Consider the following 26,521-nt stretch of genomic DNA (forward strand, 5'->3'; position numbering starts at 1 on the left):
GCGCGGGTCGTCATGCCGCCTCTGTCACCCGGCACGACGAGACCCCCGGAGGGCTCACCCGCTCATGTCCGTTTTCGCCGATCTGGTCGGCCGCCTCGCCGACCTGCTCCAGCCGCTGTTCGGCGCGTCCGCCGCAGCCGCCGCCATCGTCCTGTTCACCGCCCTCGTACGGCTCCTCGTCCACCCGCTGTCCCGGGCCGCCGCCCGCGGCCAGAAGGCGCGCACCGCGCTGGCCCCGCGGATCGCCGAGCTGCGCCGGAAGCACGGGAAGGACCCGGAGCGGTTCCAGCGGGCCGTCATGGAACTCCACGCCGAGGAGAAGGTCTCCCCGCTCTCCGGCTGCCTGCCGAGCCTCTTCCAGCTCCCCGCCTTCTTCCTGCTCTACCACCTCTTCTCCAGCACCTCCGTGGGCGGCCGGCCCAACGGTCTCCTCGATCACGCTCTCTTCGACGCCCCGCTCGGCGGCCGTCTCGCCGACGCCCTCTCCGGCGGGGCGGGCGGCGGTGCCGTCCTGGTGTACGGGGCGCTGCTCGCGGTCGTGGCCGTCGTCGCCGCCTTCGGCCACCGGATCGCCCGGCGCGCGGCGGCGGCCCGGCCGGAGCCGCTCGCGGACGGGGGCGAGCAGGTGCCGGGGCTGGGCGCGGTCGCCAAGGTGGCGCCGTTCATGCCCTATTTCACGCTCGTCACCGTCGCCGTGGTGCCGCTCGCCGCCGCCCTCTACGTCGTCACCAGCACGGCGTGGAGCACCGTCGAACGGGCCGTCCTGCACCGGTGAGCCGCCCCCGCCGGGGCGTGTCCGGTCTCCCGGTGGGGCGCGACGGTGCGGCGCCGTCGGGCTTGTCACGCCCCTGCGGGTGTCGGAGCCGGCCGGGGCTACGTGAGGAGGGTGGCGAGGGTGTGCCAGGCGGGGCGGGGGAGAGAGGTGGGGGTGGGGTGGACGATCTGGAGGGCCACGTGGTCGGCGCCGGCCTCGTGGAAGGCGGTGATACGGCGGCGGATCGTGTCCTCGTCGCCCCAGGCGAACACCGCGTCGATCAGCCGGTCGCTGCCCCCGCCCGCGACGTCCGCCTCCGTGAAGCCGAGGCGCAGGAAGTTGCGGGTGTAGTTGGGCAGTTCGAGGTAGCGGGCGAGATAGGCGCGGGCCGTCGTACGGGCGCTTGCCGGGTCGGCGTCGAGGACCACCTTGAACTCCGGGGCCAGCAGCGGCCCTTCGCCCAGCGTCTCGCGGGCCCGCGCCGTGTGCTCCGGGGTGACCAGGTACGGGATCGCGCCCGCCGCCCGGTCCCGGGCCAGCTCCAGCATCCTCGGGCCCAGCGCCGCCAGCACCCGGTGGCCGGCCCGCAGTCCCGCCCGGTCCAGGGCGTCGAGGTACTCGGTCATCGCGGCGTACGGACGCCGGTACCCCGTGACCCGCGGACCGTGGCTCACCCCGAGGCCCGGCACGAAGCGGCCGGGGTGCGCCACCTCCAGCTCCGCGAAGCCGGCGGCGGCCTCGGCGGGGCCGTGCTCCCAGATGCTCTGGATGCTCGTGCCGACCACGATCCGCGAGGTCGCCTCGATCAGCGGGGCGGCGTGCCGGGCGGCGCTGTTGCCGCCGAGCCACAGCGCGCCGAACCCGAGCTGTTCCAACTCGGCCGCCGCCTCGGCCCTTTGGGCCCGCCCCGCCGGGTCCTCGGAGCGCAGCCCGGTGCTCCAGATGCCGTACCGTCCGACGGATTCCCTCAGCGCGGTCCTCGTGTCGCTCATCTTTTCCGATCCCTCCGGTGGGCACCGACCGTCACGTCGTCTGTGCCGCATGCCAACCGGAGGGGACCCGCGCCGATTCCCGCGTACCGCCGTCCGGACTACCCGGCGAGGAACCGCTCCAGCGCCTCCACCACCAGCAGGTGGTCCTCGACCTGCGGAAGTCCCGAGACCGTCACCGCGCCGATCACGCCCACGCCCGCCACGGTGATCGGGAAGGAACCGCCGTGCGCCGCGTAGGTGTCCGGGTCGAGCCGCGAGGACTCCTCGAACGTGGTGCCCTTGGCCCGGAACCGCGACCCCACCAGGTACGACGCGCAGCCGTACCGTTCCACCACCCGGCGCTTGCGGGCGATCCAGGCGTCGTTGTCCGGGGCCGAGCCGGGCAGGGCCGCGCGGAAGAGCTGGCGTCCGGCGCGGTGGATGTCGACGGCGACCGGGGCGTGGCGCTTCCGGGCCATGCCGACCAGCAGCGAGCCGAGCGCCCAGGCGTCGTCCTCGGTGAACCGGCGCAGCACCAGGCGGCGTTCCTGCTCCTCCAACTCCTCGACGGTGGGCGCGGGGGTCTGTTGGCGGGTCACAGCGACACCACCACCCCGTCGCGGGCCGAGCGGCGGGCGGCCTCCAGCACGTCCAGGGCGGCGGCGGCCTCCCGGGCGCCGACCGGGTTCGGGCCGCCCTCGCGCAGCGCCTTCGCCACGGCCGTGTAGTAGGCGGGGTAGTCGCCGGGGACGGTGGCCTCCACGCGTCCGCCGCCGGTCACCGGGGACTCCCCGGAGCCGACGCGGCCCCACAGCGACTCGTCCTCCTCGCCCCAGCCGGGGCCGGGCCGCCCGCCCTCGCGCAGCGCCGCCTCCTGCGGGTCCAGGCCGTACTTGACGTACCCGGCCCGCGAGCCCAGCACCCGAAAGCGCGGGCCGAGCTGGGCGGTGGTGGCGGAGACGTACAGATGGGAGCGGACGCCGCCCGCGTGCGTGAGGGCGATGAACGTGTCGTCGTCCGCCTCCGCGCCCGCGCGCCGGACGACCGCCTCCGCGTACACGGCGCTCACCGGGCCGAACAACACGAGGGCCTGGTCGACGACGTGGCTGCCCAGGTCGTACAGGAGACCGCCGATCTCGGCCGGGTCGCCGGACTCGCGCCAGCCGCCCTTGGGCTTCGGCCGCCAGCGCTCGAAACGGGACTCGAAACGCCATACGTCGCCCAGGGCGCCCTCGTCGAGCAGCTTGCGCAGGGTGAGGAAGTCGTTGTCCCAGCGGCGGTTCTGGAAGACGGAGAGCAGCAGGCCGCGCTCCTCGGCGAGGGCGGCCAGCTCGCGCGCCTCGGCCGCCGTGCCCGCGACCGGCTTGTCCACCACGACCGGCAGACCGGCCTCCAGGGCGGCCGTGGCGAGCGGTACGTGCGTCTTGTTCGGGGACGCGATCACGATCAGGTCCAGTTCGCCGGCCCGGTCGAGGAGCTGCTCCGGTCCGGCGACGGTGCGTGCCTCGGGGAAGGCGGCGCGGGCCTGCCCCTGCCGCTCCGGGTTCGAGGTGGCGACCGTGTCCAGGACGAGGCCCTCGGTGGCGGCGATCAGCGGGGCGTGGAAGACGGAGCCCGCGAGCCCGTAGCCGATGAGGCCGACGCGCACGGGGGTGCCGGGAGGAGTGGCAGTCATACGGATACTTTCGCAACGGTGTTGCGATAGTGCAAGCGCCGGGGACAATGGCGATGTGGACAGGGCGAACGACGGTACGGGCGGCGGGGCGGACGGCACCCCCGGTGACGAGGCGGAGGGCGGGGCGCGTCGCGGGGCGCGACACGCCGGTACGGCGCACGGGGGCGGGGCCGGGAACGGCGGCGTGTCGCGGGGCGGCGGGGTGCGGTCCGGCGTGTCGGACAGCGGGCGTGGCCTGCGCGGGGTCGGCGTGTCGCCGGGCGGGGATGTCGGGGGCGGTGGGCTGCCGGGCGTGTCGAGCGGGAGCGGGGGTACGGGGCCGCGGGGTGCGTCCGGAGGCGCCGGGAGCGCGGGCGGGCCGCGGAGCGTGCCCGGTGGGAGCGGAAGCGCCGGGCTGCGGAGCGCGCCCGGCGGGGCCAACCTGCTCGCCCTGCGCAGCCACAACGCCGCCCTCGTGCTCGACCTGCTGCGCACCGCCGGAGGTGAGGGCATCAGCCGTCTCGAACTCGCCGAGCGGACCGGGCTCACCCCCCAGGCGGTCAGCAAGATCACCGCACGGCTGCGGGAGGACGGCCTCGCCGCCGAGGCCGGGCGCCGCGCCTCCACGGGCGGCAAGCCCCGCACCGTCCTGCGGCTGGTGCCGGAGGCGGGACACGCCCTCGGCGTCCACCTGGACCGCGACGAACTGCGCGCGGTGCTCGTCGACCTCACGGGCGCCGTCCTGGCGGAACACCGCGCCCCGCTGGACCTCGGCGCGGGCGCGGAGACCGTGCTCGACGGGGTCGTCCGGGCGGCGGCCGAGCTGGTGGCGCGGGCACCGGCCGGAGCCTCGGCGCCGGGAGACCGTTCGCGCCCTCAGCGCCTTGAGCGCCCCGAGCGCCCCGAGCACCCCGGAGGGCCGGCCCTGCCGCCGACGCTCCTCGGGCTCGGGGTCGCGCTGCCCGGCCCCCTCGACCACGTCCGGGGCGTGCTGCACCGGGTGACCGGCTTCCCGGAGTGGGACGGCTTCCCGCTGCGGGACGCGCTCGCGCGGCGGCTCGGCGCACCGGTCGTCGTCGACAAGGACACCAACGCGGCGGCGCTCGCCCTCGCGGTGGGCGGGGAGGGCGGCTCCTTCGCGTACCTGCACCTCGCCACGGGACTCGGCGCCGGGCTGGTGATCGGCGGCAGCGTGCACCGGGGGCCGCGTACCGGAGCCGGCGAGTTCGGGCACCAGGTCGTCCAGCTCGACGGGCCGCCCTGCACCTGCGGCGCCCGGGGCTGCGTCGAGGCCCTGTGCCTGGCCGCCGTCGCCCGGGGCGACCTGGCCGAGGCGGCCCGCGTCCTGGGCACCGGCGCGGCCAACCTCGCCGGGCTCCTCGACATCGACCTCGTCCTCCTCGGCGGCCGGACCGTCGCCGCCGCGCCGGGGGCGTTCACCGAGGGGGTCGGCGCCGTCCTCGACGCCCGCGCCCGGCGCGCGGGAGGGGGAGAGGCCGCCGTCCCGGTCCGGCTCGCCCCCGGCGGGGCCCGCGTGGTCGCCGAGGGCGCGGCCCAGCTCCTCCTGGCCCCCCTCTTCGGCCGCGACGACGGGTGAGCGCCCCGGCGTAGCCCGGATGTCCCACCCGGCTGTGCGCCAGGCGTGCGGGGGTGTGCGGCTGTTCGGGCGGAGACGCACGGACGGCGGTGCCCCGCCACGGGAACCTCCGACACGCTCATGTGTTCATGCGACTGTTTGCGCCCGCCTCCGCCTCCCTGACGGCTGCAGCCGCCCTCCTCGCCGCCGCCGCGGCCCCCGCGCCCGCCCCCGCCGCCGTGGAGCCGCGCGCGGCGCCGCCCGCCTGCGCCGCCGCCGACGACGACCACGCGTTCCCCCTCACCACCCGCATCCACGGCGGCCCCGACGGCTACGAACCCGGCGGCGCCCCCGGCACCTGGTACCTGGACCTCACCAACACCACCTCCCGCGCCTGCGAGGGCGTCCACCCCGTCCTCGTGCTCGTCGACGACCGGCACGACCTCGCGCCCGCGCAGCCGCGCCTGGAATTCGACGACGAGGGCCGTACGTACCCCGTCCGCTTCGAACACACCGACCGGGACGAGCTGGTCGCCCCCTTCGGCGAGGAACCCGCCACCACCGCCCCCGGCGACGCCGCCACCGCCCCCGGCGACGCCGCCCCCGCCCCCGGCGACGCCGCCCCCGCCCCCGGCGACGCCACCCCCGCCGCCCCCTTCGGCGGCTTCACCGTCGGACCCGGCGAGACCCTCACCGTCACCGTGCGCCTCGCCTTCGCCGCCCAGACCGCGCCCAACGAGGTCACCGCCACCGCGGCCGTCGTCCAGCGCCGGGGCGACGACGGCGAGTGGGTCGGCCAGTCGGACGACTACCGCTTCCGCATCGGCTCCGGCGAGGGCGGCACCGGCCAGGGCGCCGGCCCCGTCGCCCCCTCGGTCGCCTCCACCCCCGACGGGCGGCGCGGGGCCTTCCCCTTCGCCGACGAACTCGCGGGCACCGGGCGGGGCCGCCTCAACGCGGCCCTGGCGGTCACCGCCCTGCTCCTCGCCGCCGGCGGCACGGCGCTCCTCCTCACCCGCCGACGCCACTGACCCCGGCGCCCCACGAGCCCAGCAGACCCCAAGCCCCACCTGCCCACTCGCACGCCCCACTCGCACGCCGACGCCACCGACGCCGCCCCCGCCCATGACCCGGTCGCGCTGCCCCGGCGCACGGAGATCGTCGAGGCCCTCCGGCCCGGCCGAAGGGACATCGGCGACAATCCCACCGCGTATGGGGACGGCCGGAAGGAAGCCACCGGAAGCCGACCATTCCCCAAGATCGGGTGAGTGTTTAGGCTGGAGTCCACCGCTGGACCGCGTACGGCAGGAGAACCCGCGCATGGCAGACCGCAGGCCCATCGAGTCCTGGCTCACCGACATGGACGGGGTACTCATCCACGAGGGCGTACCGATCCCCGGCGCCGACGCCTTCGTCAAGCGGCTGCGCGAGTCCGGCAAGCCGTTCCTGGTGCTCACCAACAACTCCATCTACACCCCGCGCGACCTGCACGCGCGGCTGAGCCGCATGGGCCTGGAGGTGCCCGTCGAGGCCATCTGGACCTCGGCGCTGGCCACCGCGAAGTTCCTGGACGACCAGCGGCCGGGCGGCTCCGCGTACGTCATCGGCGAGGCCGGGCTCACCACCGCCCTGCACGACATCGGCTACATCCTCACCGACCACGAACCGGACTACGTGGTCCTCGGCGAGACCCGCACCTACTCCTTCGAGGCGATGACGAAGGCGGTCCGGCTGATCGAGGCCGGCGCCCGCTTCATCTGCACCAACCCCGACGAGACGGGACCCTCCGCCGAGGGGCCGCTCCCGGCGACCGGCGCGGTGGCCGCGCTGATCACCAAGGCCACCGGCAAGCAGCCGTACTTCGCCGGCAAGCCCAACCCGCTGATGATGCGCACCGGGCTCAACGCCATCGGCGCGCACTCCGAGACCAGCGCCATGATCGGCGACCGCATGGACACCGACGTGCTGGCCGGCATCGAGGCCGGCATGCGGACCTTCCTGGTGCTCACCGGCCTGACCCGGCCCGAGCAGGTCGAGGACTTCCCGTTCCGCCCCTCCGAGGTCGTCGACTCCATCGCGGACCTGGTCGACCGGATCTGACACCCCCCGGGCCCCGTCCGCGGGCCCGTCGGGGCGTCACCCGACCGGCGCAGCGGCCCCCGCACCGGCGTGCGGGGGTCCCGTACGCGGGGGAGTCTCCAGGTAACTGGAGGTGCACGATGGGCTCACGGAAAGTCACTCTCTGTGCCGCGGTCTTCCTGGCCGCCGCGCTCACCCCGCAGGCGTACGCGGCGGACGGCGGCGTCTCGGTCAACCCGGCCGCGCCCGCCCCCGGCTCCGACGTCACGCTCCGCGTGGCCGACTGCACCGAGCGCACGGCGATCGCCGTGTCGGCGGCCTTCGAATCCGACGTACGGCTCTCCGTCTCCGGCTCGGACGGCACGCTGACCGGCTCCAGCCGGGTACGCGCCTCCGTCACGGCCGGTGTCTACGCCGTCCGCGTCACCTGCGGCGACCGGGCCCGCGAGGGCACCCTCACCGTCGGCGAGCGCCGCGGCTCCGGCCGGCCGGACGCCCCGGCCACGCCGGTCGCGCCGGTGCACGCGGGCGGCGGCGGCACCGCCGGGCTGGCCACGGGCGACGACGCCCGCGCCGAACCCCCCGGCACCGGGCACGCGGTGACCGGGTTCGCCCTCGCCGGCGTCGCGGCGGTCGCCGTCGCCCTCGGCGGCATCCGGCGGCGCCGCGCGCTTGAGGCACGCCGGCCATGACCGACGTCTCCCCGCCCGCCGGGGGCCGGACCGGCTCCGGCCGCCTGGTGACCGGCGTCGCCTGGGCGGTGCTCCTGCTCGGCGTGTGGCTGTGGGGCCGGGAGTCCGACCCGGCCGGGGCCGCGTCCCGGCCCGCCACCGGTGACATGGCGGCGGCCGGGCGGCCCCCCGACGTACGGCTGCCCCCGGCCCACCGGCCGCTCGGCGACGCCCGGCCCGAGCGCGTCGACATCCCCGGCCTCGGCCTGCGGGCGCCGGTCGTGCCCAGCGGCCTCGACGGCGACGGCGCGATCGAGGCGCCCTCCTTCGCCGACGCCGACACCGTCGGCTGGTACGCGGACGGCACGACGCCCGGCGCCGCCGGCACCGCCCTGCTGGTCGGCCACGTCGACACCGAGACCCGGCCCGCCGTCTTCCACGAACTCAGCACCCTGGAGCCCGGCGAGACGATCCGGGTGGTCCGCGCGGACGGCGAGACCGCCCGCTTCACCGTCGACGACATCCGGGTCCTCGACCGCGACGGCTTCGACGCCCGCCAGGCGTACGGCCCGCGCGCCGCGGGCCGCGCCGAACTCCGGCTGATCACCTGCGGCGGCACCTTCGACCCCGCGGGCGGCGGCTACTCGGCCAACGTGGTCGTCTCCGCCTACCTCACGGGCACCGAACCCGGCACCGAACCCGGCACCGAACCCGGCACCGAACCCGGCACCGAACCCGGCACCGAACCCGGCACCGAACCCGGCACCGAACCCGGCACCGAACCCGGCACCGAACCCGGCGCCGGGCAGGACGCCGGACCGGACGCAGGGACCGGCACCGCCTCCGGCGCCCACGCCTGATCCGGGCCTGCCCCATGTCCGACCCGCGCCCGACCCGCCCCCGATCCACGCCTGATCCACGCCTGATCCGCTCCACCCCCGCCCGCCCGGCCCCGTGTGTCAGGATTGGGCGTTCGCACAGGCGGTCAGGTGGGGGTGGGATGGACGGCGGCAGGCGGGCCGGGACGAGGCCCGCGCGGCGGATGTCCGCGGCGGTGCTGGGGGCGGCGCTGCTGCTCGCCGGGTGCTCCGGCACGAAGGACGCGAAGGACGCGAACGACGCCAAGGACGGCGGCGGCACCGGCGTCACCCAACGGCCCGCCTCGGCGGGCCCGTTCTGGGTCAACCCGAACGGCACGGCGGCCCGCGAGGCCGCCGCCCTCGCCCGCGACGGCAAGAAGGACCAGGCCCGGCAGATCCGCAAGATCGCCGACTACCCCACCGCCGAGTGGATCAGCCCGGAGAACCCGCAGGAGCAGGCCCGCGGCTTCACCGAGGCCGCCGCGAAGGCCGGCCGTACCGCGGTGCTCGTCCTCTACAACGTCCCGCACCGCGACTGCGGCCAGTACTCCCAGGGCGGCGCCGCCGACGGCGACGCCTACCGCGCCTTCGTCGCCGCCGTGGCCAAGGGCATCGGCGACCGGCCCGCCACCGTGATCCTCGAACCGGACGCGGTGCTGCACCTGGTGGACGGCTGCACCCCGGAGGAGTTCCACGAGGAGCGCTACGACCTGCTCAAGGGCGCCGTCGCCACCCTCGCCGCGCTCAAGGACACCACGGTCTACCTGGACGCGGGCAACGCCGGCTGGGGCGACCCCGACCAGATCCACGAGCCGCTGACCTGGGCCGGCGTCGAGCAGGCCGACGGCTTCGCGGTCAACGTCTCCAACTTCTACTCCACCGGGGAGTCCCTCGCCTACGGCAAGCGGCTCTCCGCCGAGGTGGGCGGCAAGCACTTCGTCATCGACACCAGCCGCAACGGCAACGGCCCCTACACGGGCGGCGATCCGGGCGAACGCTGGTGCAACCCGCCCGGCCGCGCCCTCGGCGAGACGCCGACGACGAAGACCGCCGACCCGCTGGTCGACGCCTACCTGTGGATCAAGCGGCCCGGCGAGTCGGACGGCGAGTGCAAGGGCGGCCCCAGGGCGGGCCGCTGGTGGCCCGAGTACGCCCTCGAACTGGCCCGCGCCTCCGGCTGACCCACCCCGTACGAGCCCACCGCCGCGCCCCACCCCCCCCCGCACGCCGAAGGGCGCCCTCCCTGAGGAAGGCGCCCCCGGTGTGCCCCCGGTGCCGGCGCGGTGCCGGCGCCGGATCACGGCACCTTGACCCACTGGGCCTTGCTCGGCGTGCCCTGGTCGTCGACGACGAAGAGCATGTACCAGCCCGACTGGACCAGGTTCTTGCCCTTGGGCACGGTCACCGTCACCTGGTCGCCGGAGACCTTGAAGTCCAGGGCGATGGACCGCTGGTCGACGTCCGTGACGTGCGTCGAGGCGCTCGGCCGGATCAGCCGCACCTTCTTCACCGACGCCGCCGCCTGCGAGGTGAACGTGCCCGACGCACCGCGCTCGACGGTCTGCGGACCGCCCGAGAGGTCGGGCCGCGAGTCGCGGTACAGGTAGGGCGGCGTGTAGATCTCGATGCGCTGCTCGAAGATGCCCGGCTTGGTGTTGGCCTTGTCGCCGTAGAGCGAGTCGGAGCCGAAGAACATCAGCCGGCCGTCGGGCAGCAGGATCGACCCGGCGTGGTAGTTGCGGCCCACCAGCGGATCGGCGACCCGCTTGAAGGTGTTGTCCGCCGTGTCGTAGATCCGCGCCTGGAGGATGTTGGAGTCGCCCCGGCCCCGGTAGTCCTCCGAACCGCCGGAGACCATCACGGTGTCGTCGGGCAGGATCGAGGACTGCGGGTAGCGCGTGCCCTTCTCCATCGTCGGCCCGTCCACGAACTTCGGCGAGCCGTCCTTCAGGTCGACCAGGCGGGTCTTGTTGCTGGCGAGCTTGGACTCGCCGACCCCGCCGCCGCCGATCACCATGTACTTCTCGTCCTGGGCGGGCGGGAGCAGCACCGTGCCGGAGGTCTCCAGCATGTCGGCGTCGCTCAACCCGGGGATCTTGGTGAACGTGTTGGTCTCCACGTCCCAGATGCCCGGGTCGCGCCCCACGTCGTCCGGCCCGTACCCGGCGTTCGAACCCGAGTAGAAGATCTTGCCGTCCTGCTTGAGGAACAGCGCCGGGTAGGTGGGGAACTGGCGGACCGTGTCGGTGTAGGTCCACGTGCGGGTCTTCGGGTCGTAGACCTCGTTCTTGCCCGGGACGATCTGGCCGATGTCGTCGAGTCCGGAGACGCTGAGGATCTTCCCGTCGCTCAGGGTGGTGAGCGTCGGGTACCAGCGGGCCTCCAGCATCGGGTCGACCTTGATGTACTTCTCGGCGACCGGGTCGAACTCGAAGGCGTCCCGGATGCCCTGGAAGTCCTTCTTGTCGAGGGCGAGCTTCTGCGCGATGCCGTACGTGTTGCGCTCGTCCTCGCCCGTCAGGCCGTGGATGCGGTAGTTGTCCTCGGTGCCGGTCTCGTACTGGGAACCGCTCTTGTCCGCCTCGACGTAGACCCGGCCGTAGCCGGGGTCGTTGCGGAGGAAGGCGCCGGTGGCCGGGTCGAAGACCTTCTCCGCGCGCGGCACCAGCACGGGGTCCTTGGAGACGAACGTCTTGCCGCTCCCCTTGCCGGTGAAGCGGGTGCCCGGGGGCAGCGTCATCGGCTTGTCGGGGTTCTCGTTGTGGACGATCATCAGGCCGCCGGCCTTGGTGACGTCGCCCTTGAGCTTCTCGTAGCGCTTGGTGCCGCCCGCGATCAGCAGGTTGCCGTTGGCGAGCTGGGTGTGGCCGGTGCAGAAGAGGTCGGACGGCGTCGGCACCTTCTTGATGGTCCCCTTGACCGGGTCCCAGATGCGCGTGTCGTACCGCTTCGCGTCGAAGTTCTTCTTGTTGTTGCCCGACCCGGCGACGAGCAGCACCTTGCCGGTGCGCAGCAGCGCCGCGTGGATGGTGTTCTGCCGGTACTCCTCGGGAAACTCGACGATCTCCCACTTGCCGTTCTCGGCCTTGTACTCCGGCTTGTTGATTGCGTACTGGTGGTATTTCTCGGTCCCGAAGCGGTAGAGCCACGGCCCGTTCATCCCGGCCAGCGCGACTACCACCGCGGTGCCTATCGCGAAGCGACGGGCCCGGCGGCGGCCGGCACGGTCCTTCATTCCTTACGTCCCCCAAGTCCACCAAGGGCGATCTGCATGGTCTGTTCATCGGTGCCGTCGGGCGCCGGCCACGACGGCCGCTGCTGCGGCGGGTGCGTTCCGTACGGCCCGTGGGGGCCGGCCTGCGCGCCCTGCGGCGGCTGCTGCTGCGACGTGTACGGCGGCCCCGCGGGCGCCGTGTCCGCGACCGTGTCCACGGGTTGGGTGCGCGGCTCCGCGGGAGCCGCCGCGACGGGCTTCTTCCTCGCCTCCCGCAGCGAGTGCCGCCAGGCGAAGATCGGCGAGGCGGTGATCAGCAGGGCGAAGCACGCCCAGACGATCATGGCGGGGTGCGAGTGCCCGAAGACGAATCCGGCGGCGATCGACGCACCGAAGATCACGATGAAGTACCAGTGGTACCGGAAGGTCCCGAAGAGCGTGTCCGGGCTGGCCGAGTCGCCCTTGGGCGTGACCACGAACTTGCTCTTGCGGCGCAGCGCGGAGTCGATGAGCGCCTTCGCGTACAGCGGCGCCGACAGCGCGGACATGACCATGCCGGCCACGCCGCCGGAGCCCTCGGGCTCGTGCGGGGAGACGTTGTGGCGGCGGTTCCAGACGTAGAGCCCGATCTGGAGGGCGGAGGCGTTGCCGTAGAGCATTAGCCAGACCACCGGGTCGATGTTGACGCCCGAGGCGCCCAGGCCCAGGAAGAGGGCGCAGCTCAGCGCCGCCAGAATCCAGTTGAGGGCCGACATCGGGTAGAAGATGATCATCATCGTGTAGTTGAAGAGCTTGCCCGGGGGCAGGGAGTACCAGCCCTTCCAGTACTGCGTGAGGATCGTCTCGTAGGTCCCGCGCGACCAGCGCATCTGCTGGGTGAAGAAGTCCGTCCAGGCGTTCGGGCCCTCGCCGACCGCGAGCACGTCCGGCGTGTAGACCGAGCGCCAACGGCGGCCGGTGACCGGGTTCTTGTGGCGGTGGATCTCGAAGCCGGTGGCCATGTCCTCGGTGATCGAGTCGTACAGGCCGCCGATCTGCTTCAGCGCCGTGATGCGCACCGCGTTGGAGGTGCCGACGAACATCGGCGACCCGTAGCGGTTTCCGGCCCGCTGGATGAGCGCGTGGAAGAGGAACTGCTGCGACTCGGCGGCCTTGGTGATGGGGTTGTCGTAGTTCCCGTAGACCTGGGGGCCGATGACGAAGCCGACGTCCGGGTCACGGAAGAAGCCGAGCATCCGCTCCAGGTAGTTGGGCAGCGGCACGTGGTCGGTGTCGACCGAGGCGAAGAAGTCGTAGTCGTCGCCGTGCGCCTCCAGCCACGCGTTGTAGTTGCCGTGCTTGGTCTTGGCGCGGTGCGGTCCCTTGGGCCGGTTCCAGCGGGCGACGCCTTTGCGGGAGAAGTGGTGCACGCCCAGGCGCGCGCAGACCGCCTTCACCTCCGGATCGTCGCCCTCGTCCAGGAGCCAGACGTGCATCAGGCCGCGGTGGCGGATTCTGACGGCCGCCTCCAGGGTCTTCGTCACCATCTCCAGCGGCTCCTTGCCGGGCACGAAGGAGGTGAGGAAGGCCACACGGGTGCCGGTCTCGGGCACCACGGGGACCGGGTCGCGGGCGACCAGGGTGGCGTGGGCGTTGGAGAGGACGTTCAGGCAGCGGAAGAGTTCGATGAGGCCGATCGCCACGAGCATCACGACGTCGAGCGCGGGCAGCCAGTCGAAGGCCGGGTAGTCGCGTTCGGTCCAGTGCGCGGGGCGCAGCAGCCACACCAGCAGCACCACCGAGAGCAGCGGCGCCGCGGCCAGCATCAGCGCGACCCGGAAGCGGTGCGGCTCCTGGGAGATCAGCGAGCGGTACTGGACCCGGTAGGGCCGGCCGGGTTCGGGCTGGGTGAGGGGGCCGGCGAGCCGGCTGTAGTGCTCGTAGTCGTAGCGCGGCAGGGTCTTCTTTATTCGGCGGAAGGTCCCCGTGTTGCCGCTGCGGTGCCAGGGCACCCTGAGCTGGGTGGTCTGGGACGGGTCGTCGTCCCGTCCGGCGCCCGTCGGCGTCGACGTCATTGAGTCATCCCCCCACACGCGGGTCAGCGCGTGTTTCGTCGCTTCCTTCGTCTGCTCGGGTCCCCCTCCGCCGTCACAGACGTGTCAATGGTGGGCTGCTGTCACCACGGCATCCACACACCTTATAGAGACATGGGACGGCGATTCCCGGTTGCATGATGCCCCCCTCGGCATCCGGCCGCGCACGTACCCTCCCCCGGGTCCGCGGGCTGCCGGCCCGGCGCCCAACCGGACCAGGGTTCTACGGCGTTCGTCATGATCGCAAGAGGGTCCCACAACCCCGGGGCGCGGGGACGCGGAAGGCCCCCCGTGTGAACGAGGGGCCTTCCGGTGCCGGTGCGCCGCCAGGGACTCGAACCCCGGACCCGCTGATTAAGAGTCAGCTGCTCTAACCAACTGAGCTAGCGGCGCCTGCTGACCGGCACAACTCTACCGGACGCCGGGGCGTGCTGCCGACCACCACGCCGGGGGCGGTCCCCGGTCACCCGCCAGGGGTCCTCCATTCGGCAGAGCATTCCATCGTTCGGACCGTCAACATGCGAATGGGGAAGACAGTTGAGAAACTAACGACATGTACCGCCGCGGAACGTTCCATCGTGAGTGTGAGGGGAATCGCATGGGGACTCCGGTATTCGAGGACATCGATCCCGCGAGCGATTGCGACTGCCCCGGGTGCCGGCTCTGGCACCGCGTCCTCCCGCATTCCCGGGCCGGCCGGCGCCTGGCCCATCCGGCCTCCCACCGGGCCGTCGTCGTGGCCACGGCCACCACCGCCGCGCTCGGCGCCGGAGCGGCGGTGACCGTCCCGACCACCGCCCACGCGGCCCACTTCCCCGGTATCCCCGCAGATGAGGAGGGGGACAGCCCGCAGGGGGAGCCGGGCCCGCTGTACGGGAACGTGAGCAAGACGGCGACAGCGACCGCGGCGCCGGCCCTGCCCACCATCACCCGCTCGGAGATCATCGACCGGGCCCGGAGCTGGGTCACCGCGAAGGTGCCGTACAGCCTTTCGGCGTATTGGTCCGACGGTTATCGGCAGGACTGCTCGGGCTATGTGTCGATGGCGTGGAACCTGCCCGGAAACGAATGGACGGGAAGTCTCGCCCAGTACGGCGTCCGCATCACCAAGGAGGAACTCCAGCCGGGGGACATACTCCTCTTCCACAATGCGGCCGATCCGACGAACGGCTCCCACGTCACGATCTTCGGCGGCTGGACCGACTCCTCGCGCACCACCTACCTGGCCTACGAGCAGACCAAGCCCTCCACCCTGGCCCGCACCACGCCCTACGCCTACTGGAGCAACTCCTCGCAGTACGTGCCCTACCGCTACAAGGGGGTCACCACGGGCGCCGCCGGAGCCCCCTCGGCGAGCGGCTTCCCGGGCACCGGCGTCTTCGGTCCCGGCGCGGTCAACGCGCACGTCACCCGGCTCGGCACGATGCTCGTCGCCCGGGGCGGCGGCCGTTTCTACACCTCGGGGCCCGGACCCCGCTGGACGGAGGCGGACCGCCGGGCGACCGAGGCGTTCCAGCTCGCCCAGGGCTGGCGCGGCAAGGACGCCGACGGGCTCCCCGGCCCCGCCACCTGGAAGTTGCTGACCGGCGGCAAGGGCAAGGACATCGCCCCGCCCGCCTCGCACGGGGTGCCCGGCTTCCCGGGCCGGGGCGTCTTCCGGCAGGGCGCGGTCAACGCGTACGTCACCCAGCTCGGCGAGCGGCTCGTCGCCAAGGGGTACGGCGCCCACTACACGAGCGGACCGGGGCCGCGCTGGACCGAGGCGGACCGGCGCAACGTGGAGGCGTTCCAGCGGGCCCAGGGCTGGCGGGGCGGCGCGGCGGACGGCTACCCCGGCCCCGAGACCTGGCGGCGCCTCTTCTCCTGACCGCCCGCCCCGGGCGACCCCCGGGTCACGACCACCCGTTCATGGCGCATCTGGCGCGGAGGCTGGAGCACGCATGAGTACGACCTCGTCCACACCCTCGTCCCCGGCCGCGCCCGCGGCCTCCCCGGAATCCGTCCCCGGCTCCGGCGCCGCGGAGGGCGCCGCCCGGCACACCCGGCTCATCCACAACGAGGCCACCACCGAGATCCCGGTCCACCTGCTCTTCCGGGACGAGTCCGGCCCGGCGCCCGTACCGCTGCGGCCCGCGGTCGTCGCCCGCCGGCAGGGCACCGGGGAGCAGCCCCGGATGCGGCGGCCCGGTCCCGCCGTGCCCCGGCCGGTGCCGCCGGTCGACCCGGAGCTGACGGAGCGTCCGGCCCGGGTGCTGCCCGGCGCGGCGGGGGTGGCCGCCGGGGTGCTCGGGCTGGCCGGCTGCGCGGTCACGTCCTGGTGGGCGGGGCTCGTGCCGCCGCTCGCCCTCCAGTCGCTCGCGCTGCCGGCCGCGCCGGCCGCGGCGGGGCTCGGTCCGGCCGCGTGGGCGGCGTACGCGGCGGCCGGCACCCTCGGTCTCTTCGGCTTCGGCGGCCTGGCCCGGGGCCGCACCGGCTCGGCCTGGGTGCTCGGCCTCTTCGGCCGCTACCGGGGAAGCGTGCGGCGCACCGGCCTGATGTGGGTCAACCCGCTGCTGCTGCGCCGCCGGGTCGACGTGCGGCTGCGGCACTGGCGGGGCGAGCCGATGCCCGCGGCCGACGGCAACGGGGTCGCGCTGCGCGTGGTGACCCTGGTGGTGTGGCGGGTGCGGGACACCGCGCGGGCCACCCTGGCGATCGAGGACCACGAGGAGTACCTGCGCCAGTGCGTGGAGGCGGCCCTCGCCCGGGTGCCGGTGGAGCCGCCCGGCGGGGCGCGGGCCTCGGCGGACGGGGCGGGGGAGGCGCTGACCCGGATGGTGGCGGCGGACGCGTCTCCGGTGGGGCTGGAGGTGTTCGCGGTGCGGCCGGTGCGGGTGGAGTACGCCCCCGAGGTGGCTGCGGCGATGAACCGGCGGCGGATCGCCGCGCTGGAGGCCCGGGAGCGGGCGAGCGCGCTCGACTCGGTCGTGGACTCGGTGGAGGACACGGTGACCCGGCTCACCGTGCGCGGACTCGTCGACCTGGACGACTACGAACGCAAGGCGCTGGTGCGGGACCTCACGGTGGCGTTCTGCGCGGGGCGGGGCGACACGGGCGCCTGACCCCGCCGTCCGCGCGGGCGGGCGTGCCGGCGCCGGGCCGGAGCGGGTTCCTCCATTGGGATGGACATGTTCAACGCGGACCAATAATCTGTGACTTGGTCTAGACCTGCACGGCTCACTGATCCTCCCCCACGTCACAGGAGCAGCAGTATGCGCACAAGGACCAAGTTGTACGCCGCCTCGGTCGGCATGGCGACCGCCGGAGCCCTGGTGCTCTCCTCCGGTGGCGCCAGCGGTCACGGCTACACCGACCTGCCGATCAGCCGGCAGAAGCTCTGCCAGAACGGCTCGGTCTCCAACTGCGGCAACATCCAGTGGGAGCCGCAGAGCGTCGAGGGCCCGAAGGGCTTCCCGGCCACCGGCCCCTCCGACGGACAGCTCTGCTCGGGCAACAACGGCCAGTTCGCGCAGCTCGACCGCCCGAAGACGCCGAACGGCCAGGACTGGCCCACCACCAAGGTCAACGGCGGCCAGAGCTACACCTTCCGCTGGCAGTTCACCGCCATGCACTCCACGACCGACTTCAAGTACTACGTCACGAAGCCGGGCTGGGACCAGAACCGCAACCTGACCCGGGCCGACCTCAACCTCACGCCGTTCCTGACGGTGCCCTACAACAACCAGCGTCCGCCGGCCACGCTCTCCCACAGCGGCACCCTGCCGTCCGGGCTGAGCGGTCACCACGTGATCCTCGCGGTGTGGACGGTCGCCGACACGAACAACGCCTTCTACGCCTGCTCGGACGTCACCTTCTGACCGACGCGTAACACGGAGGAGCCCCTCGCGGGGCGAGGGGCTCCTTCTACTGTGCGCCGCCAGGGACTCGAACCCGAGGCCCGCTGATCAAGAGTCGTACGGGGCTTGTTCGTCCTCCTCCGGCTCCACGCCGTCGGAGCCGAGACCCGGAGCCCAGCCGGTCGCATCAGGCCCGGGGACGGTGCTGATGCGCAGGCAGCAGCAGGAGGCGCCGTATGAATGACCGAGTGAGACGTGCCCGGTTCGGCGCGTATCTGGCGAGTCTGCGTGGAGGCGCGGGCCTTTCGCAGCGCGCCCTGGCGCTGCGGCTGTGTGCCGTCGCCGGGATCACCACCCTGACGCGCAACGAGGTCTCCCGGTGGGAGCGCGGCGGGCGCATCCCGGACGCGTGGCTGCCCCCGCTCGCGCAGGTGCTCGGGCAGCCGCTGGACGCCCTGGAGCGGGAGGCCGCGCGAGCCCGGGGAGAAGCCGAGCCGCCGGACCGCGCCGGCCGCGAGCCGGACACGTACGTGCGGGACGCCGTGGGGTGGCTGCTCGCGCACGACAACCGCCACGGCGGGGACCACGTGGCGGACGCGGCCGTGCAGGTGTGGGAGGCGGAGCGCGGCCGGATCACCGGCGAGGACAGACAGCACCTCGCCCAAGTGGCGGAGATCGGGGAAGTGACCGGGTGGCTGCTCCACGACGCCGCCCGGTTCCGCGAGGCGCGCGCCACGCTGGCACAGGCGCACACCCTGGCCCGGCTCGCCGGGGACGGTCCGCTGGAGTGGTTCATCCTGGACCTGATCGCCATGATCGACGTGCACACCGGCCGCGCCGGTGAGGCCATGGCGATCACGGACGAGATGCTGACCGGCCGCGAGGTACCCGGCCGCGTGGCGCTCATGGCCCGCGTCCGGCGCGCGCGGAGTCTCGCGCAGGCCGGAGACCGGGCCCGCGCCCTGGACACGCTGGAGCGGGCCACGGGGGCGCTCCAGGACTCGATACAGGCCGACGACCCCGCGTTCACGTGGTGGATCGACACCACGGAAGTGGAGCTGCACACCGGTGAGGCGTTGCTGAGCCTCGCGGACCCCCGGGCGGCCCTCCCACACCTCCAGCGGAGTTCGGAGGGCTCCAGGGGCGGCGGGGGCCGCCGGGAGTTCGGCAACGTGCTCGCGGAGCTGACCGCCCTCGTCCGGCTCGGCGCGTGGCGGGACGCCGAAGCGCCGCTGCTCCGGCTCGAACCGATCCTGCGGGCGGTCACGTCGTCCCGGACCCGTGTCCGTCTCCGGTCCACGCTGCGCGCCATCGACCGGGACGCCCCGGTGTGGCTCGCGGACACGGCCCGCGAGGTCGCGGCAGCCGGTCACACCGACCTCGGGTTCACGCTGCGGGTGCACGTCCCCGACCCGCAGTCGCTCAGCGCGGGCCCGGAGAAGCCGAGCGAACCGCTCGACGGTGAGGGAGCACAGTGAAGGCCCCGTACCGCTTCCGCAGTACAGGGCCTCTCACCTGCTGTTTCTCAGTGCGCCGCCAGGGACTCGAACCCCGGACCCGCTGATTAAGAGTCAGCTGCTCTAACCAACTGAGCTAGCGGCGCATGACTCCCGCCGTCCGCCTCGGGCGGCCGGCGACGAGGAAAATCATACCTGCTTCCCGGATGTGCTCCCGACCGCACGCGCGCCGGCCGGGACGCGGTGCGGGATGGCCTAGATCGCCAGCGAGAGCAGTACCGGTGTCGCGCTGCGGTGGAGCGTGTCCGCGGCCCGCCGCAGCCGGTGGGCGTGCTCCACGGGCAGCGACAGCGCCAGACTGCCCGCGGCCGAACCGGCCGGGATCGGGACCGCCGCGCAGACCGTGCCGACCGCGTACTCCTGGAGGTCGAGGACCGGCATGTCCGCCGGCTGCGACTCCAGCCGGGAGAGCAGCAGCCGGTCGCTGGTGATGGTGCGCGAGGTCAGCCGGGCCGTCTTGTACCGGGCCAGGTGATCACGTCGGCCCGCCTGGTCCAGTTGGGACAGCAGGCTCTTGCCGAGCGCGGTCGCGTGCGCCGAACTGCGGAAGTCGACCCACTCGTTCACCCGGGGCGCCGCCGGACTGTCCGCGCAGTGCACGACGCGGACCTCCCCGTCCACGTACCGGCTCATGTAGACGGCGGCGCCGACCGAGTCGCGCAGCCGGTCCAGCGTGCGCTGGAGCCTCTCGCGCACCGCCTGCTCACGCCCGTGCGCCGAGTCCGGCCGGGCCAGCGCCTCGCCGGTCACATACGCGCCGTCGGCGCCCTGCTCGACGTACCCCTCGCGGCGCAGCATGCGCAGCAGCGGGGCCAGCCGCTCGCGGCCGAGGCCGCTGTGCCGGGCGAGGTCCGTCTCGGTGACTCCGGTGGGGTACCGAGCCACGGTCTCCAGGGCGCGCAGGGCGTCCTGGGTCGGATGGTGCGGCGCGGTCGGCTTGTGCTGAAGCGCCACGGTGGTCTCCCCTGCGCGCGCTCGATGGGCCCTGATCCGGACAGCTCGTGCGCTTCACGATAGCCGTCGGCCTCCGCGCCGCGCGGGCGTCTTGGCGAGATTGCCGGCGCTCCCGCCTGCGGCGCCGGCCCTCCGGCATATGCCGGTGGAACGCCCCACCGCCCGGACCTCGGACGTTGGGGCGTGGACGCCGTGCGGTCACAGGACCGCGCTGAGGAATTCCCGGGTCCGGTCGTGCTCCGGCTCGCTGAAGATCTTCTCGGGGGCGCCGGCCTCGATGACCCGCCCCGAGTCGAACATCAGCACCTTGTCCGAGATGTCCCGCGCGAAGTTCATCTCGTGGGTCACGCAGAGCATGGTGATGTCCGTGCTGCGCGCGATGTCCCGCAGCAGGTCGAGGACGCCCGCGACCAGCTCCGGGTCGAGCGCCGAGGTCACCTCGTCCAGCAGCAGCACCTTGGGCCGCATCGCCAGCGCCCGCGCGATCGCCACCCGCTGCTGCTGACCGCCGGAGAGCTGTGCCGGGTGCGCGTCGCACTTGTCGGCGAGGCCCACCAGGTCGAGCAGCTCCCTGGCCCGCTCCACCGCCTCGTCCCGGGTGAGGCCGAGCACGGTGACCGGGGCCTCGGTGATGTTGCGCAGCACGGTCATGTTCGGGAACAGGTTGAACTGCTGGAACACCATCCCGATCCGCTTGCGCACCTCCCGGCACTGCTTCTCGGACGCCGGGAAGAGATGCTGCCCGTCGACGACGATCGTGCCCTCGTCGGGCTTGATCAGCGTCATCAGCAGCCGCAGGATCGTGGTCTTGCCCGAGCCGGACGGACCGATCAGGGTGACGTGCTTGCCGGCCGCGACCGAGAAGTCGAGGTGGTCCAGGACGGTGTTGTCGCCGAAGCGCTTGGTCACCCCCTCCAGGCGGATCAGCTCGCCGCCCGGCCTCTCGGGACTCTTCTCGGGATGGGGGAGAGTGTCAGTGGACAAGGCGTCGCTCCAGGGCTCGCAGGGCAAGGGAGGCAAGGTAGGAGACGATGACGAAGGCCACGCCGATCACCGTCAGCGGCTCGGTGAACTGGAAGTTCTGCTGCGAGAAGAGCCGCGCCTCGCCGAGCATCTCCAGCACCGTGATCGCCATCAGCAGCGGCGTGTCCTTCAGCATCGAGATCACGTAGTTGCCGAGGGCGGGCACCACCCGGCGGACCGCCTGCGGCAGGATCACCGCGGTCCAGGTCCGCCGCAGCGGCAGGTTCAGCGCCGTCGCGGCCTCCCACTGGCCCGCCGGCACCGCCTCGATGCCGGCCCGGTAGACCTGCATCGTGTACGTCGAGTAGTGCAGGCCGATGCCGACCACGCCGGTGGTCAGCGCGGAGAAGGTCACCCCCCACTCCGGCAGCACGTAGAAGAGGAAGAAGAGCTGCACCAGCAGCGGCGTGTTCCGCACGAACTCGGTGACCACGCCGACCGGCCAGGTCACCCAGCGCGACGGCACCCGCATCAGCAGCGCCCACACCAGGCCCAGCGCGAACGAGATCACCGAGCCGAGGACCAGGATCTCCAGGGTGACCAGCAGCCCGTCCCACAGGTGCGGCAGGAAGTCGGACACCGCGGTCCAGTCCCAGGTCATCGCACACCCCCCGCCCCGGCCGGCTCGGCGGCGACGGCCTCACGCCGCGGCGCCGCCTTCCCGACGCCCGCCTTCAGCCTCTTCTCCAGCCCGCGCATCATCCGGGTCAGCAGGAAGGCGATCACGAAGTAGAGCAGCAGGATGTACGTGTAGATCTCCGCGCTCTCCTGGAGCGCCAGCCGCACCAGGTTCCCGCTGAACGCCAGGTCGCCCATGCCCATGACGGACACCAGGGCGGTGCCCTTGAGCAGTTCGACCAGCAGGTTGGAGAAGGGCGGGATCATCTCCGGCACCGCCTGCGGCAGCAGGATCAGCCGCATCCGCTGCCAGGGCGTGAAGCTGAGCGCGATACCGCCCTCCCGCTGCGCCGGGTCGACCGCGCCGAGCGCCCCGCGCACGATCTCGGAGCCGTACGCCCCGTAGGTCAGCCCCAGCGCGAGCGTGCCCGCCCACATCGGCACGAGCTGCCAGCCGAAGGCGGGCGGCAGCACGAAGAACACCCAGAAGATCATCACCAGCGCGGAGGTGCCGCGGAAGACCTCCGTGTAGAGGCCCGCCAGGAAGCGGACGACCCACAGCCGGTGGGTGCGCGCCACGCCGGCCACGAAGGAGACCGCCGTCGCCAACAGGGCGCTGAAGACGAGGAGCTGGACCGTGACCCAGACACCTCGCAGTACGAGTTCCCACAGTCCCGGGGTCATCCGCCGCACAGCTCCTTCGCGGTCAGATCGGTCATCTCGTTCTCGGTGAAACCGAAGGGCCGCAGGATACGGAGGAGTTCGCCGCTCTTCTTGAGCTTGCGCAGCTCGACGTTGAAGGCGTCGCGCAGGTTGGTCTCGGTCGGCCGGAAGGCGAAGCCGCCGCCGTCGACGTGCGGCTTGCCGTCGACCAGCGGCGCGAACGCCTCGGTCACCTCGGCCTTGGCCGACTTCTTGACCACCTCGCGGGTGGTCAGCGCGGTCCCGGCGAAGACGTCCACCCGGCCGGCCTCGACTGCGTTCAACCCGGCCACCTGGTCGGGGACGATCAGGATGTCGCTCTCCGCGTACCCGGCGTCCACCGCGTACTGGATCTCCGCGTACCCGGTGCCGGTGGCGAACCGGGCCTTCTTCGCGACGACGTCCCGGTAGTCGCGCAGCCCGAGCGGGTTGCCCTTGCGCACGATGAAGGAGTCGAGCATCTGGTAGTCGGGGTCGGCGAAGACGACCTGCCGGCACCGGTCCTCGTTGATGTACATCCCGGCGGCCACGACGTCGAACTGCTGCGAGGCCAGCCCCGGGATGAGCGAGCCGAACTCCGTCGGCACCGGCTGCACCCGGTCGACGCCGAGCCGCTTGAAGACGGCCTTGGCGAGTTCGGGCGCCTCGCCGGTCAGCTCACCGTCCCGGTCGATGTACCCGAACGGGATCTCGCCGGCGATGCCGAGCCGGACGACGCCCTGGGCCCGGAGCCGGTCCAGCAGGTCGCCGCCCTCCACACCGGAGGCGGTGGCCACCCGCGAGCAGCCCGCCGCCCCGAGCGCGCCGAGCGCCGCGACCCCCGCGAGCAGCGACCGGCGTGTCGGCCTGGGTGTTCGGACGGATATCCCCCGTGGAGGGGTTCTCAGTGGTCGAGCCATGGCGGCGCGGCTACCCGAAGCGCCCGGGGTTATGCCGATCTTTTTCCGTCCGATACCCAGACGCACCCGGCCACCACACGAACACCGGAACGGACCCCCGGTCAGCCGGTCGGCCTCCGCTGCCACCACGGGACGGCTCGCCTACGCGGCCACGGTGGCCACGGTGTACGGGCCGCGCCGCGGGGGCGTGGCGGCGGGGGCCGGACCGGACCTGCCCGAGAGGGGCGGGGGACGGACAGGAGACGGGCGAGACGGGCGGGACGGGCGGGACGGGCGGGACGGGCGGGACGGGCGGGACGGGCGGGACGGGCGGGACGGACAGGAGACGGACGAAGACGGACGGGGGCCGGACGCCGGGCCGGTTCGCCGTCGGTCTCAGCCGGCGATCGGTGCGGCGTCGGCGGTGGCCCGGGTCTCCCCCGCCGGCCCTGACGGGAGGGGCGGGGGACCGGCCAGGCCCGCCGTCAGCAGGGCGTGGGCGGCTCTGAGGGGGAGGGCGTCGTGGTGGCGGGCGGCGACGAGGTGCAGGCCCACCGGGAGACCGGCCTCGTCCGTGCCGACCGGGACGGTGACCGCCGGCTGGCCGGTGAGGTTGAACGGGTACGTGAACGGAGTCCACCCCGTCCACCGGCGGTGGCCCGAACCGCGCGGCACCTCCGCCCCCGCCGCGAACGCCGTGACCGGCACCGTCGGCGTCACCAGCAGGTCGTACGTCTCGTGGAAGAGCCCCATCCGGCGGCCCAGCTCCCTCCGGACGTCCACCGCCGCCAGATAGTCGAGCGCCGAGCGCCCCGCACCCTGCCGGCACAGCTCCCGCAACGCCGGTTCCAGCTCTTCGCGCCGGGCCGCCCCCAGGCGCTGCGCCGCCCGCGCCGCCCCGCACGACCACAGCGTCTCGAACGCCGCCACCGGGTCCGCGAAGTCGGGGTCCGCCTCCACCACCCAGGCGCCGAGCCCCGCCAGCCCCTCCACCGCCCGCCGCACCGCCGTCGCCACCGCCGGGTCAACGGCCACCTGCCCGCCCAGCGTCGGCGAGTACGCCACCCGCAGCCCCCGCACCCCCTGCGCCAGGGCCCCCGCGAACGAACCCGGGGCCGGGCCCAGCGCCGAGCCGTCCCGGGCGTCCGGCACGCCGACGACGTCGAGGAGCAGCGCCGCGTCCGCCGCGTCCCGGGCCAGCGGACCCACGTGCGCGAGGGCGCCGAAGGGGCTCGCCGGATACAGCGGCACCCTGCCGTACGTCGGCTTCATGCCGAGGACCCCGCAGAAGGCGGCCGGCACCCGCACCCCGCCCCCGCCGTCCGTGCCCAGCGCCAGCGGCCCCGCCCCCAGCGCCACGGCTGCCGCCGCGCCCCCTTCCGACCCGCCCGCCGTACGCGAGGTGTCGTACGGATTGCGCGTGACGCCGGTCAGCGGCGAGTCGGCCACCGCCTTCCACCCGTACTCCGAGGTCGTCGTCTTGCCGACCAGGACGGCGCCCTGCTCCCGCAGCCGCGCCACGGCCGGCGCGTCCTCGTCCCACGGCCCCTCGGGCGCGACGGTACGCGAGCCGCGCAGCGTGGGGTGGCCGCGCACCGGCAGCAGGTCGCCGACCGTGACCGGGACCCCGTCCAGCGGCCCGCGCGGCTCCCCGCGCCGCCACCGCTCCTGCGACTCCCCGGCCCGCGCCACGGCCTCCTCGCCGAACAGCCGGACGAACGCGTTCACCTCCGGCTGGACGCGCCCGGCCCGCTCCAGCACGGCCCGGGTCACCTCCACGGGACCGAGAGCGCCCGTGCGGTAGCCGTCGGCGAGCCGCACGGCGGTCAGCTCGGTGAGGTCGGTCATTGCACCCTCCCTGGGACTCGGCGTCCGGGTACGTACGCGCGTTTCCAGCCGGCCGCGTGAGGCGGCGGCCGGCCGTGGTGGCAGTGGGGACTGGGGCTGGGGGAGTCTCCTCCGTACCCACCTACCCGGGCGGGCCCACCGCGACCCGTGGCCGGACGGCCCGTGCCCGGGGGCCGGCAGGCCCGAGCCCGAAACCGAGCCCGAGCCGACCGGCCGGCGTTCCGGGAGCGGTCGTCCGCCCCCGGCACCACCCGGTCTCCGCCAACCCGGTGACCGAGGGGAGCGGCCTCGCGCCTACGGGGTACCCGTGCCGTGGGGCCGTGGCGGGTCCCGGCACCACGCGGCCGGAGCCGGCCGGAACGGCCGCACGCAGCGCAGCAGCGGGAAAGGGCGGACATGACAGCACTGGGGATTCTCTATCCGGGCCACTCCGGCGAGGACGACTATCCACGCATCGAGCAGTTGCTCGGCAGCAACGTCCGGGTCGACCTGGTGCACACCGAGGCCGCCGGGGACGACGGGCTCGGGGCGGACCCCCTGCGCGCCATGGGCACGCCGGCGCGGCTGGAGGCCGACGTCGCGGAACTGCGGCTCGCGGGCGCCGACGCGCTGGTGTGGGCCTCCACCAGCGGCGGCTTCCTCCACGGCCACGACGGCGCCCGGGAGCAGATCCGCACCCTGGCCCGGATGGCCGGCATGCCCGCCTCCTCGACGTCCTTCGCCTTCGTGCACGCGGTCAAGGAGATCGGCGTACGGCGTCTGGCGGTCGGCGCGACCTACCCGGACGACATGGCCGCGCTCTTCGCGGAGTTCCTGCGCTCCGCCGGCGCCGAGATCGTGTCCGTCGGCGGCACCGGGGCCGGGGTGGGGGAAAGCGCTGCCTGGGGCGAGAGCGAGTTGCTGGCCCTGGTCCGCGCCGCCGACCACCCGGACGCGGAGGCCGTGCTCGTACCGGACAACGCCCTGCTGACGGTGGCCCACCTGCCCGCCCTGGAGAAGCACCTCGGCAAACCGGTCCTCACCGCCAACCAGGTCGCCGTCTGGGAGGCGCTGCGCCTGGCCGACCGGCGGCTGAACGCCCCCGAGCTGGGCGCACTCTTCACCCGGGAGCCGCTCGTCCAAGCCTGATCCCGGGGACGGGGGACTCCCAGGGGCGGGACGGGGGAGGCCGGGGAGGAGCCCCATCCGTCGTTCAGGCATGTGGACGTCGGACCGTATTCTGCACGCGCCGAGCCTTGTCACGGCCAGGAGGGCGCCCTATTCTCACGCCGAGAAAGCGCTTTCCCTACCTGCG

The 26,521-nt window shown here is 73.8% G+C and carries 22 protein-coding genes, 2 tRNA genes and 1 pseudogene; 12 read left to right on the forward strand and 13 right to left on the reverse strand.

Going from position 1 to position 26,521, the window contains the following annotated elements; genetic code table 11:
- The first annotated feature begins 64 nt into the window (after positions 1-64).
- Positions 65-775, forward strand: a complete 711-nt coding sequence (locus tag J5Y05_RS21615; RefSeq protein WP_210874698.1) for a YidC/Oxa1 family membrane protein insertase — start codon at positions 65-67, stop codon at positions 773-775.
- 98 nt (positions 776-873) lie between these two features.
- On the opposite strand, the gene J5Y05_RS21620 is transcribed toward J5Y05_RS21615, so the two are convergent.
- The 3 genes from J5Y05_RS21620 to J5Y05_RS21630 form a co-directional block, all read right to left on the reverse strand.
- Positions 874-1,746 (reverse strand): LLM class F420-dependent oxidoreductase, encoded by an 873-nt coding sequence (locus J5Y05_RS21620; protein WP_210874699.1) that lies wholly within the window; start codon positions 1,744-1,746, stop codon positions 874-876.
- 98 nt (positions 1,747-1,844) lie between these two features.
- Entirely contained in the window at positions 1,845-2,324 is a 480-nt protein-coding gene (locus tag J5Y05_RS21625; RefSeq protein WP_210874700.1) for a heme-degrading domain-containing protein, read from the reverse strand.
- A complete protein-coding gene (locus J5Y05_RS21630; RefSeq protein WP_210874701.1) occupies positions 2,321-3,400 on the reverse strand; it encodes a Gfo/Idh/MocA family oxidoreductase in 1,080 nt (359 codons plus the stop codon). Before J5Y05_RS21630 ends, J5Y05_RS21625 begins: the two co-directional genes overlap by 4 nt.
- Positions 3,401-3,767: 367 nt before the next feature.
- Here J5Y05_RS21630 and J5Y05_RS21635 point away from each other — a divergent pair, with 367 nt between their 5' ends.
- The 6 genes and pseudogenes from J5Y05_RS21635 (at position 3,768) to J5Y05_RS21660 (ending at position 9,746) form a co-directional block, all read left to right on the forward strand.
- Entirely contained in the window at positions 3,768-4,976 is a 1,209-nt protein-coding gene (locus J5Y05_RS21635) for an ROK family transcriptional regulator (protein WP_307854026.1), read from the forward strand.
- A 128-nt stretch (positions 4,977-5,104) separates the two neighbouring features.
- Positions 5,105-5,986 carry a hypothetical protein gene (locus J5Y05_RS21640; RefSeq protein WP_210874702.1) on the forward strand — a complete coding sequence of 294 codons (882 nt, stop codon included), beginning with the start codon at positions 5,105-5,107 and terminating at the stop codon, positions 5,984-5,986.
- Positions 5,987-6,275: 289 nt separating this feature from the next.
- Positions 6,276-7,055, forward strand: a complete 780-nt coding sequence (locus J5Y05_RS21645) for an HAD-IIA family hydrolase (protein WP_210874703.1) — start codon at positions 6,276-6,278, stop codon at positions 7,053-7,055.
- 119 nt (positions 7,056-7,174) lie between these two features.
- Complete coding sequence (locus J5Y05_RS21650) at positions 7,175-7,726, forward strand: hypothetical protein (protein ID WP_210874704.1); 552 nt, start codon at positions 7,175-7,177, stop codon at positions 7,724-7,726.
- Positions 7,723-8,388 (forward strand): annotated as a pseudogene (locus tag J5Y05_RS21655) (class F sortase); the annotation flags it as partial. The gene J5Y05_RS21650 and the pseudogene J5Y05_RS21655, both read left to right, overlap by 4 nt.
- A 317-nt stretch (positions 8,389-8,705) precedes the next feature.
- On the forward strand, positions 8,706-9,746 hold the full coding sequence (locus J5Y05_RS21660) for a glycoside hydrolase family 6 protein (RefSeq protein ID WP_210874706.1): 1,041 nt from the start codon (positions 8,706-8,708) through the stop codon (positions 9,744-9,746).
- Between the two features lie 116 nt (positions 9,747-9,862).
- Here J5Y05_RS21660 and glxA read toward each other — a convergent pair whose 3' ends face one another.
- The 3 genes from glxA to J5Y05_RS21675 all read right to left on the reverse strand — a co-directional run bounded on the left by glxA (position 9,863) and on the right by J5Y05_RS21675 (position 14,244).
- Complete coding sequence (gene glxA / locus J5Y05_RS21665; protein WP_210874707.1) at positions 9,863-11,800, reverse strand: radical copper oxidase GlxA; 1,938 nt, start codon at positions 11,798-11,800, stop codon at positions 9,863-9,865.
- Positions 11,797-13,833: a glycosyltransferase family 2 protein gene (locus J5Y05_RS21670; protein WP_210874708.1), complete on the reverse strand. Its 2,037-nt coding sequence runs from the start codon at positions 13,831-13,833 to the stop codon at positions 11,797-11,799. The genes glxA and J5Y05_RS21670 overlap by 4 nt, the downstream gene beginning before the upstream one ends.
- A 337-nt stretch (positions 13,834-14,170) precedes the next feature.
- Positions 14,171-14,244: transfer RNA gene (locus J5Y05_RS21675), tRNA-Lys, on the reverse strand.
- A gap of 205 nt (positions 14,245-14,449) precedes the next feature.
- Here J5Y05_RS21675 and J5Y05_RS21680 point away from each other — a divergent pair.
- From J5Y05_RS21680 to J5Y05_RS21695, 4 genes are all read left to right on the forward strand, one after another.
- Positions 14,450-15,718, forward strand: coding sequence for a peptidoglycan-binding protein (locus J5Y05_RS21680; RefSeq protein WP_210874709.1), 1,269 nt, complete (start codon positions 14,450-14,452; stop codon positions 15,716-15,718).
- A gap of 73 nt (positions 15,719-15,791) precedes the next feature.
- Positions 15,792-16,952 (forward strand): SPFH domain-containing protein, encoded by a 1,161-nt coding sequence (locus J5Y05_RS21685; protein ID WP_210874710.1) that lies wholly within the window; start codon positions 15,792-15,794, stop codon positions 16,950-16,952.
- A 150-nt stretch (positions 16,953-17,102) separates the two neighbouring features.
- A complete protein-coding gene (locus tag J5Y05_RS21690; RefSeq protein WP_210874711.1) occupies positions 17,103-17,708 on the forward strand; it encodes a lytic polysaccharide monooxygenase auxiliary activity family 9 protein in 606 nt (201 codons plus the stop codon).
- A gap of 227 nt (positions 17,709-17,935) precedes the next feature.
- The gene (locus J5Y05_RS21695) at positions 17,936-19,165 is read left to right on the forward strand and encodes a helix-turn-helix domain-containing protein (RefSeq protein ID WP_210874712.1); all 1,230 of its coding nucleotides are present in this window, start codon (positions 17,936-17,938) and stop codon (positions 19,163-19,165) included.
- Between the two features lie 51 nt (positions 19,166-19,216).
- On the opposite strand, the gene J5Y05_RS21700 is transcribed toward J5Y05_RS21695, so the two are convergent.
- From J5Y05_RS21700 to J5Y05_RS21730, 7 genes are all read right to left on the reverse strand, one after another.
- A tRNA-Lys gene (locus tag J5Y05_RS21700) sits at positions 19,217-19,290 on the reverse strand.
- 109 nt (positions 19,291-19,399) lie between these two features.
- Complete coding sequence (locus J5Y05_RS21705; protein WP_210874713.1) at positions 19,400-20,158, reverse strand: IclR family transcriptional regulator; 759 nt, start codon at positions 20,156-20,158, stop codon at positions 19,400-19,402.
- Positions 20,159-20,356: 198 nt separating this feature from the next.
- Entirely contained in the window at positions 20,357-21,142 is a 786-nt protein-coding gene (gene ehuA / locus J5Y05_RS21710) for an ectoine/hydroxyectoine ABC transporter ATP-binding protein EhuA (RefSeq protein ID WP_210874714.1), read from the reverse strand.
- Positions 21,132-21,782, reverse strand: a complete 651-nt coding sequence (gene ehuD / locus J5Y05_RS21715) for an ectoine/hydroxyectoine ABC transporter permease subunit EhuD (RefSeq protein WP_210874715.1) — start codon at positions 21,780-21,782, stop codon at positions 21,132-21,134. Before ehuD ends, ehuA begins: the two co-directional genes overlap by 11 nt.
- A complete protein-coding gene (gene ehuC, locus J5Y05_RS21720; RefSeq protein ID WP_210874716.1) occupies positions 21,779-22,483 on the reverse strand; it encodes an ectoine/hydroxyectoine ABC transporter permease subunit EhuC in 705 nt (234 codons plus the stop codon). The genes ehuD and ehuC overlap by 4 nt, the downstream gene beginning before the upstream one ends.
- Positions 22,480-23,400: an ectoine/hydroxyectoine ABC transporter substrate-binding protein EhuB gene (ehuB, locus tag J5Y05_RS21725; RefSeq protein ID WP_210874717.1), complete on the reverse strand. Its 921-nt coding sequence runs from the start codon at positions 23,398-23,400 to the stop codon at positions 22,480-22,482. The genes ehuC and ehuB overlap by 4 nt, the downstream gene beginning before the upstream one ends.
- Before the next feature lie 375 nt (positions 23,401-23,775).
- Positions 23,776-25,227: an amidase gene (locus tag J5Y05_RS21730; RefSeq protein WP_210874718.1), complete on the reverse strand. Its 1,452-nt coding sequence runs from the start codon at positions 25,225-25,227 to the stop codon at positions 23,776-23,778.
- 396 nt (positions 25,228-25,623) lie between these two features.
- On the opposite strand from J5Y05_RS21730, the gene J5Y05_RS21735 reads away from it, so the two are divergent.
- Positions 25,624-26,355, forward strand: a complete 732-nt coding sequence (locus J5Y05_RS21735; protein WP_210874719.1) for a maleate cis-trans isomerase family protein — start codon at positions 25,624-25,626, stop codon at positions 26,353-26,355.
- The last annotated feature ends 166 nt before the right edge of the window (positions 26,356-26,521 follow it).

This window comes from Streptomyces tagetis, from assembly GCF_018069565.1.
GTDB lineage: Bacteria > Actinomycetota > Actinomycetes > Streptomycetales > Streptomycetaceae > Streptomyces > Streptomyces tagetis.